Genomic DNA, 17394 nt, shown 5'->3' with positions numbered 1-17394 from the left:
GGCAATATTATCAAATCTTACATGCGCCGCTTTCGCAGCCGTCGTCCTGGATGGACGGCGCCAGGTCATCCTGGGCATCTTCCGCGCCATCGCGCGTGTTGTGATAGTACAGCGTTTTGACGCCGAACTTATAGGCATTGAGCAAGTCTTTCAGCAACTGCTGCATCGGCACTTTGCCAGACGGGAAGCGCGTCGGATCGTAGTTGGTGTTAGCAGAAATCGACTGGTCGATAAACTTCTGCATAATACCGACCAGCTGCAAGTAACCGTCGTTGTTCGGCATTTCCCACAGCAGCTCGTAGCCGTTCTGCAGTTTTTCGTAATCCGGCACCACCTGGCGCAGGATACCGTCTTTCGACGCTTTGATGCTGACGTGACCGCGCGGCGGCTCAATGCCGTTGGTGGCGTTGGAGATCTGCGAAGAGGTCTCGGACGGCATCAGCGCGGAGAGCGTGGAGTTACGCAGACCGTGCGTTTTGATCGACTCGCGAAGCTGCTCCCAGTCGTAATGCAGGGATTCGCTGACGATAGCGTCCAGGTCTTTTTTGTAGGTATCGATCGGCAGAATGCCTTTCGCATAGGTGGTTTCGTTAAACCACGGGCACGCGCCTTGCTCGATAGCCAGCTCGTTAGAGGCTTTCAGCAGGTAGTACTGAATCGCTTCGAACGTTTTATGCGTCAGGTTGTTAGCGCTGCCGTCAGAGTAGCGTTTACCGTGTTTCGCCAGATAGTAGGCAAAGTTAATCACCCCAATACCCAGCGTACGACGGCCCATCGCGCCGCGTTTGGCCGCCGGGATCGGGTAGTCCTGGTAATCCAGCAGGGCATCCAGCGCGCGAACGGCCAGCACCGCCAGCTCTTCCAGCTCATCAAGGCTATCGATAACGCCGAGGTTGAAAGCGGACAGGGTACACAGCGCAATTTCACCGTTTTCGTCGTTCACATCTTCCAGCGGCTTGGTTGGCAGGGCGATTTCCAGGCACAGGTTGGACTGGCGCACCGGCGCGACAACCGGGTCAAACGGGCTGTGGGTGTTGCAGTGGTCCACGTTCTGGATGTAGATACGGCCGGTGGAGGCGCGCTCCTGCATCATCAGCGAGAACAGTTCTACCGCTTTAATGCGCTGCTTGCGGATGCTGTCGTCCTGCTCGTATTGGGTGTACAGGCGCTCGAACTCGTCCTGGTCGGCGAAGAACGCATCGTACAGGCCCGGGACGTCGGACGGGCTGAACAGGGTGATATCGCCGCCTTTCAGCAGACGGGTGTACATCAGCTTGTTGATCTGTACGCCGTAGTCCATGTGACGAACGCGGTTGGCGTCGGTACCGCGGTTGTTTTTCAGCACCAGCAGGCTTTCGACTTCCAGATGCCACATCGGGTAGAAGAGGGTCGCCGCACCGCCGCGGACGCCGCCCTGGGAGCAGGATTTCACCGCCGTCTGGAAGTGCTTATAGAACGGGATACAGCCGGTATGGAAAGCTTCACCGCCGCGAATCGGGCTACCCAGCGCGCGGATGCGGCCGGCGTTGATGCCGATACCGGCGCGCTGAGAGACGTATTTCACAATGGCGCTGGAAGTGGCGTTAATAGAGTCCAGGCTGTCGCCGCACTCGATCAGCACGCAGGAGCTGAACTGACGGGTCGGGGTACGCACGCCGGACATAATCGGCGTCGGCAGCGAGATTTTGAACGTCGACACCGCATCATAGAAACGCTTGATGTAGTCCAGACGCGTCTCGCGCGGGTAGTTGGAGAACAGGCAGGCGGCAACCAGAATGTACAGGAACTGGGCGCTTTCATAGATCTCACCGGTGACGCGGTTCTGCACCAGATATTTGCCTTCGAGCTGCTTAACCGCAGCGTAGGAGAAGGTCATATCGCGATCGTGCTCGATGAACGAGTCCATCTGCTTGAACTCTTCTTCCGTGTAGTCTTCCAGCAGATGAGTATCGTATTTGCCGTTTTTCACCATTTTCGACACGTGGTCGAACAGCGCTGGCGGCTCAAACTGGCCGTAGGCTTTTTTACGCAGGTGGAAAATCGCCAGACGGGCGGCGAGATACTGGTAATCTGGCGCCTCGCGGGAGATAAGGTCCGCGGCGGCTTTGATAATGGTTTCGTGAATGTCGGCGGTTTTGATGCCGTCATAGAACTGAATGTGGGAACGCAGTTCTACCTGGGAGATGGATACGTTATTCAGCCCTTCTGCCGCCCAATCCAGCACGCGGTGGATTTTATCGAGATTGATGCGCTCGGTGCTACCGTCACGCTTTGTCACCAGCAGACTCTGATTCATGTGGATTATACCTGTCCGTGAAAGAAAATATCCCCCACTTATCCACAGAACGCCGTTGTGACTAACTCTGTGGATAAATACTATATGTAGGGGGTGGTCGATAAAAGAAACGCTATATGGTGAGTATTCTAGTAAGGATTCTTTTGAGTACAAGAGTTGATTTTGACGTTAAATTGAGGTTGCGGAAGGGTAATAATCGCCAAGTCCACGCCACATAAGGCCTGGAGAAGATGTCAATAAATCAGAAAAAAAAATGAAAATTTGATCGAGTGCTGATTTCTTCATCGGAAGAAAAAATCACGCGGCTTGATGCCGCGCAATCATCATAGGAAATACAGCTGACGTTATGCTTTTTTCGCCGTTGTATGCAACATATAGTTAACATCCACCCCTGGCGCCAGCTTGAAGGTATTGGTCAACGGATTGTAATGAAGACCGGTAATATGCTGCTCTTTCAGAATTGTCTCATCTACCCAGCCGATCAGCTCCGCGGGCTTGATGAATTTCTTCACGTCGTGGGTTCCCTTCGGCACCATTTTCATGATGTATTCGGCGCCGACGACCGCCATCAGCCACGCTTTACCGTTGCGGTTAATGGTTGAGAAGAACACCTGACCGCCAGGTTTGACCAGCCGCGCGCAGGCGTGGACGACCGACTGCGGATCCGGGACGTGCTCCAGCATCTCCATGCAGGTAACGACGTCGTACTCTCCGGCATGCTTCGCCGCGTGCTCTTCAACGGTTTCCTGGACATATTCGACCTGAATCCCGCTCTCCAGGGCGTGCAGTTTCGCCACCTGTAGCGGTTCGAAGCCCATATCCAGACCGGTCACCGCTGCACCTTCCCGGGCCATGCTTTCCGCCAGGATGCCGCCGCCGCAGCCGACATCAAGTACTTTTTTGCCAAACAGGCCGCCGGAGCGCTCCGCGATATAGCCGAGGCGTAGAGGATTGATGCGATGTAACGGCTTGAATTCGCCCTCTAAATCCCACCAGCGCGAGGCGACGGCTTCAAATTTAGCGATTTCATTATGATCAACATTGTGGGCCACCGACGGTTTTTCGGCATTCATGGGCGCTTTTACTCCTGTTCAGTTCAGACCCGCGAGTATATCAGGCCTCAGGGATGAATAAACCGTCTATCCCTGTCGCCTTTCGCCGCGCGAAAATCATTGGGTATAGGTTTACCCGTATCACCGCGGCTGTGTTATAATTTGCGACCTTTGAATCCGGGATACAGTAGAGGGATAGCGGTTAGATGAGCGACCTTGCGAGAGAAATTACACCGGTCAACATTGAGGAAGAGCTGAAGAGCTCCTATCTGGATTATGCGATGTCGGTCATTGTTGGCCGTGCGCTGCCGGATGTCCGAGATGGCCTGAAGCCGGTACACCGTCGCGTACTATACGCCATGAACGTATTGGGCAATGACTGGAACAAAGCCTATAAAAAATCTGCCCGTGTCGTTGGTGACGTAATCGGTAAATACCACCCTCATGGTGATACTGCCGTGTACGACACCATTGTACGTATGGCGCAGCCATTCTCCCTGCGCTATATGCTGGTAGATGGCCAGGGTAACTTTGGTTCGGTCGACGGCGACTCCGCCGCAGCGATGCGTTATACGGAAATCCGTATGTCGAAGATCGCCCATGAGCTGATGGCCGACCTCGAAAAAGAGACGGTGGATTTCGTCGATAACTATGACGGCACGGAAAAGATCCCTGACGTTATGCCGACTAAAATCCCGAACCTGTTAGTCAACGGTTCGTCAGGTATTGCGGTAGGTATGGCGACGAATATTCCGCCGCACAACCTCACCGAAGTGATCAACGGTTGTCTGGCCTACGTTGAAAATGAAGACATCAGCATTGAAGGGCTGATGGAACACATCCCAGGTCCGGACTTCCCGACCGCCGCGATCATCAACGGTCGCCGCGGTATTGAAGAGGCCTATCGTACCGGTCGCGGTAAAGTGTACATTCGCGCGCGCGCGGAAGTGGAAGCTGACGCGAAAACCGGCCGCGAAACCATCATCGTGCATGAAATTCCGTATCAGGTGAACAAAGCGCGCCTGATTGAGAAAATCGCCGAGCTGGTCAAAGACAAACGCGTCGAAGGCATCAGCGCGCTGCGCGACGAGTCCGATAAAGACGGTATGCGCATCGTGATTGAAGTGAAGCGCGATGCGGTGGGTGAGGTGGTGCTGAACAACCTCTATTCGCAGACCCAGCTCCAGGTCTCCTTCGGTATCAACATGGTTGCCCTGCACCATGGTCAGCCGAAGATCATGAACCTGAAAGAAATTATTGCCGCGTTCGTGCGCCATCGCCGCGAAGTGGTGACCCGTCGTACGATTTTTGAACTGCGTAAAGCCCGCGATCGCGCGCACATCCTCGAAGCGCTGGCGATTGCCCTGGCCAACATCGATCCGATTATCGAACTGATTCGCCGCGCGCCGACCCCGGCGGAAGCGAAGGCCGCCTTAATCGCCCGTTCATGGGATCTGGGCAACGTTTCCGCGATGCTGGAACGTGCAGGCGATGACGCCGCCCGTCCGGAATGGCTGGAGCCCGAGTTCGGCGTACGCGACGGCCAGTACTACCTGACCGAACAGCAGGCGCAGGCGATTCTGGATCTGCGTTTGCAGAAGCTGACCGGCCTTGAGCATGAAAAACTGCTCGATGAATACAAAGAGCTGCTGGAACAGATCGCGGAACTGCTGCACATTCTGGGCAGCGCCGATCGCCTGATGGAAGTTATCCGCGAAGAGCTGGAGCTGGTCCGTGAACAGTTCGGCGACGCGCGTCGTACCGAGATCACCGCGAACAGCGCGGATATCAACATTGAAGACCTGATCAACCAGGAAGATGTTGTCGTGACCCTTTCGCATCAGGGCTACGTGAAGTATCAGCCGCTGACCGACTACGAAGCCCAGCGTCGTGGCGGTAAAGGTAAATCTGCGGCGCGTATCAAAGAAGAAGACTTTATCGACCGCCTGCTGGTGGCCAACACCCACGATACGATCCTCTGCTTCTCCAGCCGCGGTCGTCTCTACTGGATGAAGGTTTATCAGCTGCCGGAAGCGAGCCGCGGCGCGCGCGGCCGTCCGATCGTCAACCTGCTGCCGCTGGAAGCCAACGAGCGTATTACCGCGATCCTGCCGGTCCGCGAATATGAAGAGGGCGTGAACGTATTTATGGCGACCGCCAGCGGTACCGTGAAGAAAACGGCGCTGACTGAATTCAGCCGTCCGCGTTCCGCCGGTATTATCGCGGTTAACCTCAACGAAGGCGACGAGCTGATTGGCGTCGATCTGACCTCCGGTCAGGACGAAGTCATGCTGTTCTCCGCCGCCGGTAAAGTGGTGCGCTTTAAAGAGGACGCCGTCCGCGCGATGGGCCGTACCGCCACCGGCGTGCGCGGCATCAAGCTGGCCGGCGAGGACAAAGTGGTTTCTCTGATCGTTCCGCGCGGTGAAGGTGCCATCCTGACCGTCACGCAGAATGGCTACGGTAAACGTACCGCAGCTGAAGAGTATCCCACTAAGTCGCGTGCGACCCAGGGCGTTATCTCAATCAAAGTGACCGAACGCAACGGTTCCGTTGTGGGCGCGGTGCAGGTTGATGACTGCGACCAGATTATGATGATCACCGACGCGGGCACGCTGGTACGAACCCGCGTATCTGAAGTGAGCATTGTCGGTCGTAACACTCAGGGCGTGATCCTGATTCGTACTGCGGAAGATGAAAACGTGGTCGGCCTGCAGCGCGTGGCTGAGCCGGTTGATGACGAAGAGCTGGATGCCATCGACGGCAGCGCGGCGGAAGGCGACGAAGATATCGCGCCGGAAGCGGATACTGACGATGACATCGCCGAAGACGAAGAGTAATCCTCTGCGGTAATTGTCTGAAAGGGTCGGGGTTCTCCCCGGCCCTTTTTGTTTTCCCGTTGCGGGACCGGTGTTTTATCGTTACCTTAACGCCATTCTGTTGAGCCCCTGACGGCCGAGCATCGCCACATTGAAATATCTAGCTTCTTTCCATAACACGTTAAAGGTTTCACGCTATCTGTTCAGAGCGCTGGCGATACTGCTGTGGGTGCTGGTCGCTTTTGTTTCGGTGTTTTACATCGTCAATGCGTTGCACGATCGCGAATCGGAAATTCGCCAGGAATTTAACCTCAATGCCGATCAGGCGCAGCGCTACATACAGCGTACGGCCGATGTGATCAAAGAGCTGAAATACGTTGCCGGCAACCGGCCGATGGACGGCAGCGAAGGCGGCGATACGCCGGTGCAGCGCGGCGATATTACGATCCCTAATTTTGAACCGCTCTACCCGGATTCCGACTGCGCGCTGATGAGTACGACCTGGCGTAACTCGCTGCAGTCACTGGCGTGGTTTATGCGCTACTGGCGCGACAATTTCTCAACGGCCTACGACCTCAATCGTATTTTTATGATTGGCAGCGACAATCTGTGTATGGCCAACTTCGGCCTGCGCGATATTCCGCTGGAGCGGGACCAGGCGTTAAAAGTGCTGCATCAGCGCATTGAGCAGTATCGCGACGCGCCGCAAAACGAGCGCGGTAACAATCTGTTCTGGATAAGCCAGGGCGTGCGTCCGGGCGTTGGCTATTTCTATGCGCTGACCCCAATCTATGTGGCGAACCGCCTGCAGGCCATGCTCGGCGTAGAGCAAACCATCCGCATGGAAAGCTTCTTTACCCCAGGCAGTCTGCCGATGAACGTGACGATTCTCGACGATAACGGACAGACGCTGATCTCGCTTGCCGGGTCGGACAGCAATATTAAACCGGATGCGAAGTGGATGCAGGAGCGTCTGTGGTTCGGCTATACCGCCGGTTTTCGCGAGCTGGCGATGAAAAAAAGCTTGCCGCCGTCATCGTTGAGCATTGTCTATTCGGTGCCGGTGGATCAGGTGCTGGAACGCATCCGGATGCTGATACTGAACGCCGTGGTGCTCAATCTGCTTACCGGCGGCCTCCTTTTTGCGCTTGCCCGCATGTATGAACGGCGGATTTTTATTCCGGCTGAAAACGACGCCCAGCGCCTCGAAGAGCACGAGCAGTTCAACCGAAAAATCGTTGCCTCCGCGCCGGTGGGGATCTGTATTTTACGTACGATCGACGGCACCAATATCCTGAGTAACGAGCTGGCGCATAACTATCTCAATATGCTAACCCATGAGGATCGGCAGCGGCTGACGCAAATTATCTGCGGCCAGCAGGTGAACTTTGTCGATGTGCTGACCAGCAACAATACCAATTTGCAAATCAGCTTTGTCCACTCGCGCTACCGTAACGAGAACGTGGCGATTTGCGTGCTGGTGGATGTCTCGGCGCGCGTCAAAATGGAGGAGTCGCTGCAGGAGATGGCCCAGGCCGCCGAGCAGGCCAGCCAGTCGAAATCGATGTTCCTTGCCACCGTCAGCCACGAACTGCGAACGCCGCTGTACGGGATTATCGGTAACCTCGATTTATTGCAGACCAAAGAGCTACCGAAGGGCGTCGATCGTCTGGTGACGGCGATGAACAACTCTTCCAGCCTGCTGCTGAAAATTATTAGCGACATCCTCGATTTCTCGAAAATTGAGTCCGAACAGCTCAAAATTGAGCCGCGGGAGTTTTCGCCGCGCGAGGTCATGAACCATATTTCCGCCAACTATCTGCCGCTGGTGGTGCGGAAACATCTCGGGCTGTACTGCTTTATTGAACCTGACGTACCGCAGCTGATGTCCGGCGATCCGATGCGCCTGCAGCAGGTTATTTCAAACCTGCTGAGTAACGCGATTAAGTTTACCGATACCGGCTGCATTATCCTGCACGTAGAGCGGGCGGAGGATTATCTGCGCATCAGCGTGCGCGATACCGGGGAAGGGATCCCGGCGAAAGAGGTCGTACGCCTGTTTGACCCGTTCTTCCAGGTGGGGACCGGCGTGCAGCGTAATTTCCAGGGGACCGGACTCGGTCTGGCGATTTGTGAAAAGCTTATCAGCATGATGGATGGCGATATTGCCGTTGAAACCGAGCCAGGTATGGGCAGCCGCTTCACTATTCGTATCCCGCTTTATGGCGTACAAAATATGCCGTCGCCGAATATTGATGGCCTGGCGGAAAAATGCTGCTGGCTGGCGATTGATAACAGCTCGCTGGCGCTGTTCGTCGAGCAGTTGCTCAAATACCACGGTATTCCGGTCCGTCATTTTGACGGGCAAGCGCCGGGCGCGGAGGATATTCTGTTGACCGATAGCGAGACGCATGACGCCTGGGACGGCGGCGCGATGGTGATCTTCTCTCGTCGGCATATCGGTATTCCACAGGAGCGGGCGCCCGGCGAGTGGCTGCATAGCGTGGCCACGCCGCACGAGCTGCTGCCGCTGCTGGCCCGCATCTTCCATATTGCCATGGCCAGTACGGAAAACGGCCCTGCGCTATCCGCGGCGGATGCGCAAACCGCCAGCAATGATGACATGATGATCCTGGTGGTGGACGATCATCCGATTAACCGACGTCTGCTGGCCGATCAGCTGGGATCGCTGGGCTATCAGTGCGTGACGGCAAATGACGGGGTCGATGCGCTGAATGTCCTGAGCAAGCAGCATATTGATATCGTGCTCAGCGACGTCAACATGCCGAATATGGATGGTTATCGCCTGACCCAGCGCATTCGCCAGCTAGGGCTTACGCTGCCGGTTATTGGGGTGACCGCCAACGCGCTGGCGGAGGAGAAGCAGCGCTGCCTGGAGTCCGGTATGGACAGCTGCCTTTCAAAACCGGTCACTCTGGATATTATCAAGCAGACGCTGACGGTCTACGCCGCGCGGGTACGTAAGGGCAGGGAATAAAAGACGTTTCCCGGATAGCGCCGCGCTATCCGGGAAGAGAGACGTTAGTCTTTGTCCGTTGAGCTCAGGGAAACGGAAGAGAGGTAGTTGAGCAGGGCGATATCGTTTTCCACGCCGAGTTTCATCATCGCCGATTTTTTCTGGCTACTGATGGTTTTGATACTGCGGTTGAGCTTTTTGGCTATCTCGGTGACCAGGAAGCCTTCGGCGAACAGACGCAGCACTTCACTCTCTTTGGGCGACAAACGTTTGTCACCGTAACCGCCGGCGCTGATTTTTTCCAGCAGGCGCGAAACGCTTTCCGGGGTGAATTTTTTGCCTTTTTGCAGCGCGGCGAGCGCCTTAGGCAGATCGGTCGGCGCACCCTGTTTCAGGACGATCCCTTCGATGTCCAGATCCAGAACCGCGCTCAGGATCGCCGGGTTGTTGTTCATTGTCAGTACAATGATTGACAGGTCCGGGAAATGACGCTTGATGTATTTAATAAGCGTAATGCCATCGCCGTATTTATCACCGGGCATCGATAAATCGGTAATCAGGACGTGTGCGTCCAGTTTAGGCAGATTGTTGATTAATGCGGTGGAGTCTTCAAACTCGCCAACAACGTTCACCCACTCAATTTGTTCAAGTGACTTACGAATACCGAACAGTACGATCGGATGGTCATCGGCAATAATTACGTTCATATTGTTCATGTATTAGGCTACCTTGCTACAGCAAGCTCTTGACGTAAACGTCAATGTCGCTGATATATTTTTCTATGCCTTGCGCATCTTTTTCACGAATCAGATGCTCAAGCGTTTCACATAACTGCTTGCCGGGTACCAGATTTAGCATAGCAAATGCCCCTTTGAGGCGGTGGGCGGTTTGCGCCAGCGCGGCGAAATCGCCCGTCGCCAGTTCATTATACAGCCTCTTAACATCATCTGGTACCGTGTCAGCAAACAGCGTGTAATAGCCGCTGGCATGCAGTTCGGCGTTACTTTCGTTCCCGGGAGAGGATGGCTGCTCCTCTTCCTCAGCAAGCTGCTGCTCAATCAATTGCAGGATAGCTTCCTGCAGCGCAGCGCTGATATTAAAGTTTACGCGGAGCTGACCAGGACCAATCGTATGAACCCGGGCTTCATCATCGCTTAAAAGCAAGCCCGAAGCAGTAAGATTAGACGGATTATCCGTTAAAAAGAGATCATATTGTTGACTTGTGATTCTGTCATCCGGGGTGATGCAGGTAGCTCCCCAACTCTCCAGCTGACGGGTCACGATACGGCGGACTTCATTGGCGGTCACATCAAGCATAATCACCACTTCATCCAGCAGATGTTCACCCGAATCACTCTCCTCCGCGCTGGCGGCCATTTTTAGATGCAGGGAGTAGCGGGTACCCAGCGATTCGCGCGCTTTGATATTGAGCTGTCCGCCGAGCTTGCGCGTCAGGCGATCGCAGAGCCAGAAGGTGAGGGCGTTGGCTTTGCCGTAAAGGTCTGCCTGCGTATCGTTGAGGAACGGAAAGTGCATATTATCGATTTCGTTCGCCGAAACGCCGTTGCCGGTATCCAGAATACGGAAGGTCAGACGATCGTCCGCGGATTCATCTTTACTGACTTCCAGGGTTATTTTGCCAATAGACGTGGTGGTCACCGAGTACTGAATCAGCAGTAAAAGGGTGCGGCGCAGGGCGTCGCGATCGCCGTAGCGCTGCTCATTGGCCGGTAGCGCGTTGTTAATCAGCAGCTGCAGACCTTTGCGTTTGATGATGGGCAGGACTTCAGGTACCACTTCATCGATCAATTCCTGAATTGAGAACAGGTCCTGAACGCTCTTCCAGCTATCGCTCTCCAGCAGATTTGCCAGCTCTATTTCATCAACCAGCTGTACCAGTTCATCGGCATGCTGGGCCAGCCTGCGGCTTTCGGCCATGCCGAGCGCCGCGGCTTCTTCCGCCAGCGTTTGCGCCGGCTGTTTCAGCGCCGTGCCGATATGCTGCATAAACGCCGTACGGCCCTGCTGGTTTTTCTCATACAGGCGCTGGGCCTGCTTGAGTTTCTTATTCACCAGCACCTCGCGGTCCTGATCGCGAATAATAAAGATTTGCGTGCGCGGCGACACCTGGCTGCGGAACTGACGGATTTCATACAGTTCATTGTTCACCGTCGCCTGAATCACGCCCTGGTGCTGATCGGCCATGTTGATGATGTTTTGCAGATTCAGATGCGGCAGCAGATGATCGGCAATCGGATTGCTGATCACCGTCCGGTTAGCGTCCTGATCGTGCACCAGCAGCCCCAGCGGCAGCAGAGAAACAATCTCTTCGTGAATGGCGCGCTGGGCGCGTAATTCACTATTGGCGGCCGAGGAAACGGCCGTTCCCACGATGCTTTTACGGCCGCTGTAGTGACGGAAGGTGGTAAATCCGAACAGCGCCAGCGCCAGCAGGCCAATGTTCAGCAGCAGCGGCAGTAAAATACTCTGCAAGGACTCCAGAATCAGCTCGCTAAAGGGCACCATCCAGACCAGGCGCATACCGGTGGTATTAATTGTGGTGATAATTTCAATCTGCGGGCCGTTAAAGTTAATGCTGACGATGTCGGCGGTTTCTTTATCCGGATTGGCGCTGACGTTCTGCGACGGATCGGGCTCCAGGCGGAAACTCTCCAGCGACATACTGGGAGGGATGAGATCGTTAATGGGCAGATCGAAGGCCACAACGGTCGCCAGGTGGCCGGGCTGGTTAAAGGTGGTGCGTAAGGTGAAGTAGTAGCCGTTTTGCCAGGCGAGGTGGCGCAGCGACGAAAACGTCTCGCGTTCATCTAACGTGTTGGCCTGCAGCAGCATTTCTGCCCGTCGTGATTCAACGACGCTGCTGATGGTCGACTCTTTGAAGCTGGAGGAGAGATCTTTTAACGGCAGCGTTGAAACCAGAATCAGGCTGTTATCCAGGCCGTTAAGGTAATACATCGACCAGGGAATGGTTTCGGCGCCCCACAGGATATCGAGATAGTTGGAGATTTTTTGCGTCATTTCCAGCGTTGAGCTGTCATGAGAGCCAAAAATCAGCGCTTCAGTTTTGCGCCGGGGTTTCTCAAGGTAGTAAACGTCCTGCTTTAAACGCGTCTCTTGTAACCCTGTTTCTGCGGCTGAACTGGACGAGGTCGCGGCAATATTGTCATAAATTTGCCAGGTGGCGTAGCGCCAGGTATCAATGCGTTTATGTAAGTCGTAGCTGACATCGACAACCTGATAGCTTTTATCTTTTAGCCAGGTGTTAACGGCGCTTTGGATCATGACCCCCATCGTCGCCAGCAGGACGATGACCATGAGAATAAAGAAGCGGGTAATGTTGCCGGGTATCAGGGAAAATTTTTTCGGGGTCATCGTGTGAGAGTACGACTCATCAGTATGTGTAAACGGACTGTTGCACCAAGTTAACCGGGGGCAGCGCAGATGCTATGAACAGTATAAAGGTTAACGCCCAAAATCCATACATCTGAATACTATACAACGACTTTTTTGCCTTGAGACTTATCCCAAACCCGCGCGGCGAGCAAAGATGTACGGCCCGAGTGATTTTGTACAATTACTTACGGATTGACTAACGGAAATAGCACTAAATAACAAGAAATTATATAAACAGCTTTGAGTTTATTCGCAAGCTGTTTGATTAATAACCGTTATTTTTTTCGCCGGTAGCATGGAATAATTAAAGATGTGTAAAGAAGGGTAAAAAAAACCGGATGCGAGGCATCCGGTTGAAATAGGGGTAAACAGACATTCAGAACTGAATGACGGTAATAAATAAAGTTAATGATGATAGCGAGGGTAATTTTAGTCGCAGACGAGAGTTTTGTTTTACCATTCAGTGCTATAGATATGTAACCGTGTAACTCATTGACAGGGATTAAAAATTTGTATTTTTTGATTATTAGTGCTTATTTCGCTACCCATTTAGGGCCGAAAAAAAGTTCCCTCATATTTACAAATTGAAACATCTTGTGGGTATTTTGAAACATCTTAGAAGTTTTAGTATCATATTCTTGTTGGATTATTCCTCGTTTTGCAGCACAATGAAACAGCCGACTGATTAGAAGGGTAATCAGTAAGCAGTGGCAATAATAAAAGGCATATAACAAACAGAGGGTTAATAACATGAAAGTTAAAGTACTGTCCCTCCTGGTACCGGCACTGCTGGTAGCAGGCGCAGCGAATGCGGCTGAAGTCTATAACAAAGATGGCAACAAATTAGACCTGTACGGTAAAATCGACGGTCTGCACTATTTCTCTGACGACAAATCTTCCGATGGCGACCAGACCTACATGCGTCTGGGCATCAAAGGCGAAACTCAGATCAACGACCAGCTGACCGGTTACGGCCAGTGGGAATACAACGTTCAGGCAAACAACACCGAGAGCTCCAGCGATCAGGCGTGGACTCGTCTGGCATTTGCTGGTCTGAAATTCGGCGACGCGGGTTCTTTCGACTACGGTCGTAACTACGGCGTTGTCTACGACGTAACTTCCTGGACTGACGTTCTGCCGGAATTCGGCGGCGACACCTACGGTTCTGACAACTTCCTGCAGTCTCGCGCTAACGGCGTGGCAACCTACCGTAACTCTGACTTCTTCGGTCTGGTTGACGGCCTGAACTTTGCTCTGCAGTATCAGGGTAAAAACGGCAGCGTAAGCGGTGAAGGTACTTCCCCGACCAACAACGGTCGTGGCCCTCTGAAACAGAACGGCGACGGTTACGGCACCTCCCTGACCTATGATATCTACGACGGTATCAGCGCTGGTTTCGCGTACTCTCACTCCAAACGTAATGGCGATCAGAACAGCCAGCTGGCTCTGGGCCGCGGCGACAACGCTGAAACCTATACCGGTGGTCTGAAATATGACGCCAACAACATCTACCTGGCGACTCAGTACACCCAGACCTACAACGCAACTCGCGCCGGTTCCCTGGGCTTTGCTAACAAAGCGCAGAACTTCGAAGTGGTTGCTCAGTACCAGTTCGACTTCGGTCTGCGTCCGTCCGTGGCTTACCTGCAGTCCAAAGGTAAGGATCTGGAAGGCTACGGCGACCAGGATATCCTGAAATATGTTGATGTAGGCGCTACCTACTACTTCAACAAAAACATGTCCACCTACGTTGACTACAAAATCAACCTGCTGGACGACAACAGCTTCACTCGTAACGCCGGTGTTTCTACCGACGACATCGTTGCTCTGGGCCTGGTTTACCAGTTCTAAGCAAGCTGAAGTTTGAAAAAAGGCGCCGATGGCGCCTTTTTTTATGCCCGGTTTAACCTTGCTGGTGTACTCTTTGCGCCTTAGCCAGAGGAAGCCAATTTTATGGATATCACTTTTTTCCGCGCCGCCCTGTTCGGCGCCTGCGTATTACTTTCAGGCTGTGATTCAGCCACCACTCCCCAGACGCCAAAATCCGCCGCCACCGTGCTGGAGGGTAAAACCATGGGCACATTCTGGCGGGTTAGCGTCATCAACGTTGATGAGGCGAAGGCCGAGGCGCTGCGCCAGAAAGTTCAGGCTCAGCTGGATGCCGACGATCGTCTGCTTTCTACCTGGAAGAACGATTCAGCGCTGATGCGCTTTAACCATTCGCCGGGTACCTCGCCGTGGCCGGTCAGCGAGGCGATGGCGGATATCGTGACGATGTCGCTGCGCATTGGCGCAAAAACCCATGGCGCCATGGATATCACCGTCGGGCCGCTGGTCAATTTATGGGGCTTTGGCCCGGATAAACAGCCGGTCAAAACGCCGGATGCGCAGCAGATTGCCGCGGCAAAAGCGCGCAGCGGATTACAGCATCTGACGGTGATCAACCAGGCCGGCAAGCAGTTTCTGCAAAAAGATATTCCGGATCTGTTTGTCGATCTCTCTACCGTAGGTGAAGGCTACGCCGCCGATCATCTGGCGCGCCTGATGGAGCAGGAGGGGATCTCGCGCTACCTGGTCTCGGTGGGCGGCGCGCTGGCGAGCCGGGGAATGAATGCGGAAGGGCAGCCGTGGCGGGTGGCGATCCAGAAGCCAACCGATCGCGAAAACGCGGTACAGGCGATCGTTGATATCAACGGCCACGGCATCAGCACCTCCGGCAGCTATCGCAACTACTATGAGCTGGACGGTAAGCGCATCTCGCACGTTATCGATCCGCAAACCGGGCGGCCTATCGATCATAAACTGGTTTCGGTGACCGTTATCGCCCCGACGGCGCTGGAAGCCGACGGCTGGGACACCGGGCTGATGGTGCTGGGGCCGGAAAAAGCGCGGGACGTGGTACGCGAACAGGGGCTGGCGGTCTATATGATTATCAAAGAGGGGGACGGGTTTAAAACCTGGATGTCGCCGCAGTTCCGCACTTTCCTCGTTGGCGAGAAAAATTAAAGCGCAAGATTTCGGGTTTTTGATGACGGACTTCGGCCCACACTGAAGATACACTTACAGCAGGAGTCCGTGATGAAAACGATAATGATTGATACCGATGAGCGCCGCTGGCAGGCGGTATGCGAACGCGATGCCAGCGCCGATGGTCAGTTTGTCTTTGCCGTGCTGACCACCGGCGTCTGCTGCCGCCCCTCCTGCCGCTCGCGCCGCGCGCTGCGGGAAAATGTTCGCTTTTATCCTGATGTGGCAAGCGCGCAGGCGGCAGGCTTTCGTCCGTGCAAACGTTGCCAGCCGGAAAAAACCGATCCGCAGCAGCAGAAGGTAGAGAAAGTGGCTGCCGCGTGCCGTCTGCTGGAGCAGGAGACGCCGATAACGCTGGAAGCGCTGGCACGCCAGCTTGCGGTCAGCCCCTTTCATTTTCACCGCCTCTTTAAATCCGTCACCGGAATGACCCCTAAAGCCTGGCAACAGGCGTGGCGCGCTCGCCGTTTACGCGAAGCGCTGGGGCAGGGGGAGAAAATTACCGATGCGGCGCTCTCTGCCGGTTTTCCGGATAGTAGCAGCTACTACCAGCAGGCTGACGCCGCGCTGGGAATGACCGGCCGCCAGTTTCGCCGCGGCGGGGGGGATATCGATATTACCTGGGTATGCGGCGACGGTCCGCTGGGACGCTGTCTGGTGGCTGAGAGTGAGCGGGGCGTGTGCGCCGTGCTGCCCGGAGAGGACGACGCCTTGCTCTATGCGGAATTAGCCAGCCTGTTCCCCAATGCGCGGCTGCATCCGGGCGACGAGATTTTTCGTCAGCGGGTGGCGCAGGTATTTTCCCATCTTGATGACCACCGGCAGCCGTTTTCCCTGCCGTTGGATCTGCGCGGCACGGCGTTTCAGCTTCAGGTCTGGCAGGCGCTGCGTCAGATCCCGGCGGGGGAGACCCGCAGCTATCGCCAGGTGGCGCAAAGTATTGGCCGCCCCCGCGCGGTGAGGGCGGTGGCAAGCGCCTGCGCTGCGAATAAACTGGCGCTGGTTATTCCCTGTCATCGGGTCGTTCGCGAGGATGGGGCGCTATCCGGCTATCGTTGGGGGACGGCGCGCAAGGCGCTGCTGCTGGCGCGAGAAGCGTCATCCGAGGAGAAATAATGCTCGATCTTTTTGCCGATACACCGCCCTGGCAGGAGCCGCTGGCTCCGGGGGCGATAATTTTGCGCCGCTACGCCCGAGAGCGCGCGCCGGCGCTTTTGCAGGCAATCAGCGAGATTGCCTGTCGTTCGCCTTTTCGCCAGATGGTTACCCCCGGCGGCTATACGATGTCGGTGGCGATGACCAACTGCGGCGAGCTGGGCTGGACCACCAATCAGCACGGCTATCTTTATGCTGCCGACGATCCGCTGACGGGCAAGCGCTGGCCGCAGATGCCGCCGCTTTTCCGCGAACTGGCCGCAGAAGCGGCGGCAGCGAGCGGCTATGCGCGCTTTACCCCGGATGCGTGTCTTATCAACCGCTATCAGCCGGGAACGAAGCTGTCGCTGCATCAGGATAAAGACGAGCAAAACCTGCGAGCGCCGATTGTCTCCGTCTCTCTGGGGCTTCCGGCGATATTTCAGTTTGGCAGCCTGCGGCGTAACGATCCGCTGCAGCGGGTGCTGCTGGAGCACGGCGACGTGGTGGTCTGGGGCGGCGAATCGCGGCTGTTTTACCACGGTATTCAACCGCTGAAAGAGGGCATCCATCCGGCTACCGGCGGCTGTCGTTACAATCTCACTTTCCGCCTGGCGGGTAATAAAGAATAAAAATAAGAATTATTCTTGCTGTCATCGTCGAGCAGTTTAAACT

General features: G+C 55.0%; 10 protein-coding genes. 6 read left to right on the top strand and 4 right to left on the bottom strand.

Features of this window, described 5'->3' with window-relative positions:
• Window positions 1-10 precede the first annotated feature (10 nt).
• On the bottom strand, window positions 11-2296 hold the full coding sequence (gene nrdA, locus MKleb_RS18905; protein ID WP_004852755.1) for a class 1a ribonucleoside-diphosphate reductase subunit alpha: 2286 nt from the start codon (window positions 2294-2296) through the stop codon (window positions 11-13).
• 344 nt (window positions 2297-2640) lie between these two features.
• Window positions 2641-3369 carry a bifunctional 2-polyprenyl-6-hydroxyphenol methylase/3-demethylubiquinol 3-O-methyltransferase UbiG gene (gene ubiG / locus MKleb_RS18900; RefSeq protein ID WP_014230217.1) on the bottom strand — a complete coding sequence of 243 codons (729 nt, stop codon included), beginning with the start codon at window positions 3367-3369 and terminating at the stop codon, window positions 2641-2643.
• A gap of 185 nt (window positions 3370-3554) precedes the next feature.
• Here ubiG and gyrA point away from each other — a divergent pair, with 185 nt between their 5' ends.
• Together gyrA and rcsC are read left to right on the top strand one after the other, a co-directional pair.
• Complete coding sequence (gene gyrA, locus MKleb_RS18895; RefSeq protein WP_004852752.1) at window positions 3555-6188, top strand: DNA topoisomerase (ATP-hydrolyzing) subunit A; 2634 nt, start codon at window positions 3555-3557, stop codon at window positions 6186-6188.
• A 130-nt stretch (window positions 6189-6318) separates the two neighbouring features.
• Window positions 6319-9165, top strand: coding sequence for a two-component system sensor histidine kinase RcsC (rcsC, locus tag MKleb_RS18890; RefSeq protein WP_108703513.1), 2847 nt, complete (start codon window positions 6319-6321; stop codon window positions 9163-9165).
• A 44-nt stretch (window positions 9166-9209) separates the two neighbouring features.
• Here rcsC and rcsB read toward each other — a convergent pair whose 3' ends face one another.
• A complete protein-coding gene (gene rcsB / locus MKleb_RS18885) occupies window positions 9210-9860 on the bottom strand; it encodes a response regulator transcription factor RcsB (protein ID WP_004103995.1) in 651 nt (216 codons plus the stop codon).
• A gap of 16 nt (window positions 9861-9876) precedes the next feature.
• Window positions 9877-12537, bottom strand: coding sequence for a phosphotransferase RcsD (gene rcsD, locus MKleb_RS18880; protein WP_217076069.1), 2661 nt, complete (start codon window positions 12535-12537; stop codon window positions 9877-9879).
• Between the two features lie 771 nt (window positions 12538-13308).
• On the opposite strand from rcsD, the gene MKleb_RS18875 reads away from it, so the two are divergent.
• From MKleb_RS18875 to alkB, 4 genes are all read left to right on the top strand, one after another.
• Window positions 13309-14409, top strand: a complete 1101-nt coding sequence (locus tag MKleb_RS18875; RefSeq protein WP_025106708.1) for a porin OmpC — start codon at window positions 13309-13311, stop codon at window positions 14407-14409.
• A 102-nt stretch (window positions 14410-14511) separates the two neighbouring features.
• On the top strand, window positions 14512-15564 hold the full coding sequence (gene apbE, locus MKleb_RS18870; protein ID WP_025106709.1) for an FAD:protein FMN transferase ApbE: 1053 nt from the start codon (window positions 14512-14514) through the stop codon (window positions 15562-15564).
• Between the two features lie 72 nt (window positions 15565-15636).
• The gene (ada, locus tag MKleb_RS18865; RefSeq protein WP_025106710.1) at window positions 15637-16701 is read left to right on the top strand and encodes a bifunctional DNA-binding transcriptional regulator/O6-methylguanine-DNA methyltransferase Ada; all 1065 of its coding nucleotides are present in this window, start codon (window positions 15637-15639) and stop codon (window positions 16699-16701) included.
• On the top strand, window positions 16701-17351 hold the full coding sequence (alkB, locus tag MKleb_RS18860; protein WP_025106711.1) for a DNA oxidative demethylase AlkB: 651 nt from the start codon (window positions 16701-16703) through the stop codon (window positions 17349-17351). Before ada ends, alkB begins: the two co-directional genes overlap by 1 nt.
• Window positions 17352-17394 lie beyond the last annotated feature (43 nt).

It is taken from the genome of Klebsiella sp. PL-2018 (assembly GCF_019048985.1).
Lineage (GTDB): Bacteria > Pseudomonadota > Gammaproteobacteria > Enterobacterales > Enterobacteriaceae > Klebsiella > Klebsiella michiganensis.
Note: the sequence above shows the minus strand (reverse complement) of the source record. Positions and strands in the feature narration are given on the sequence as shown.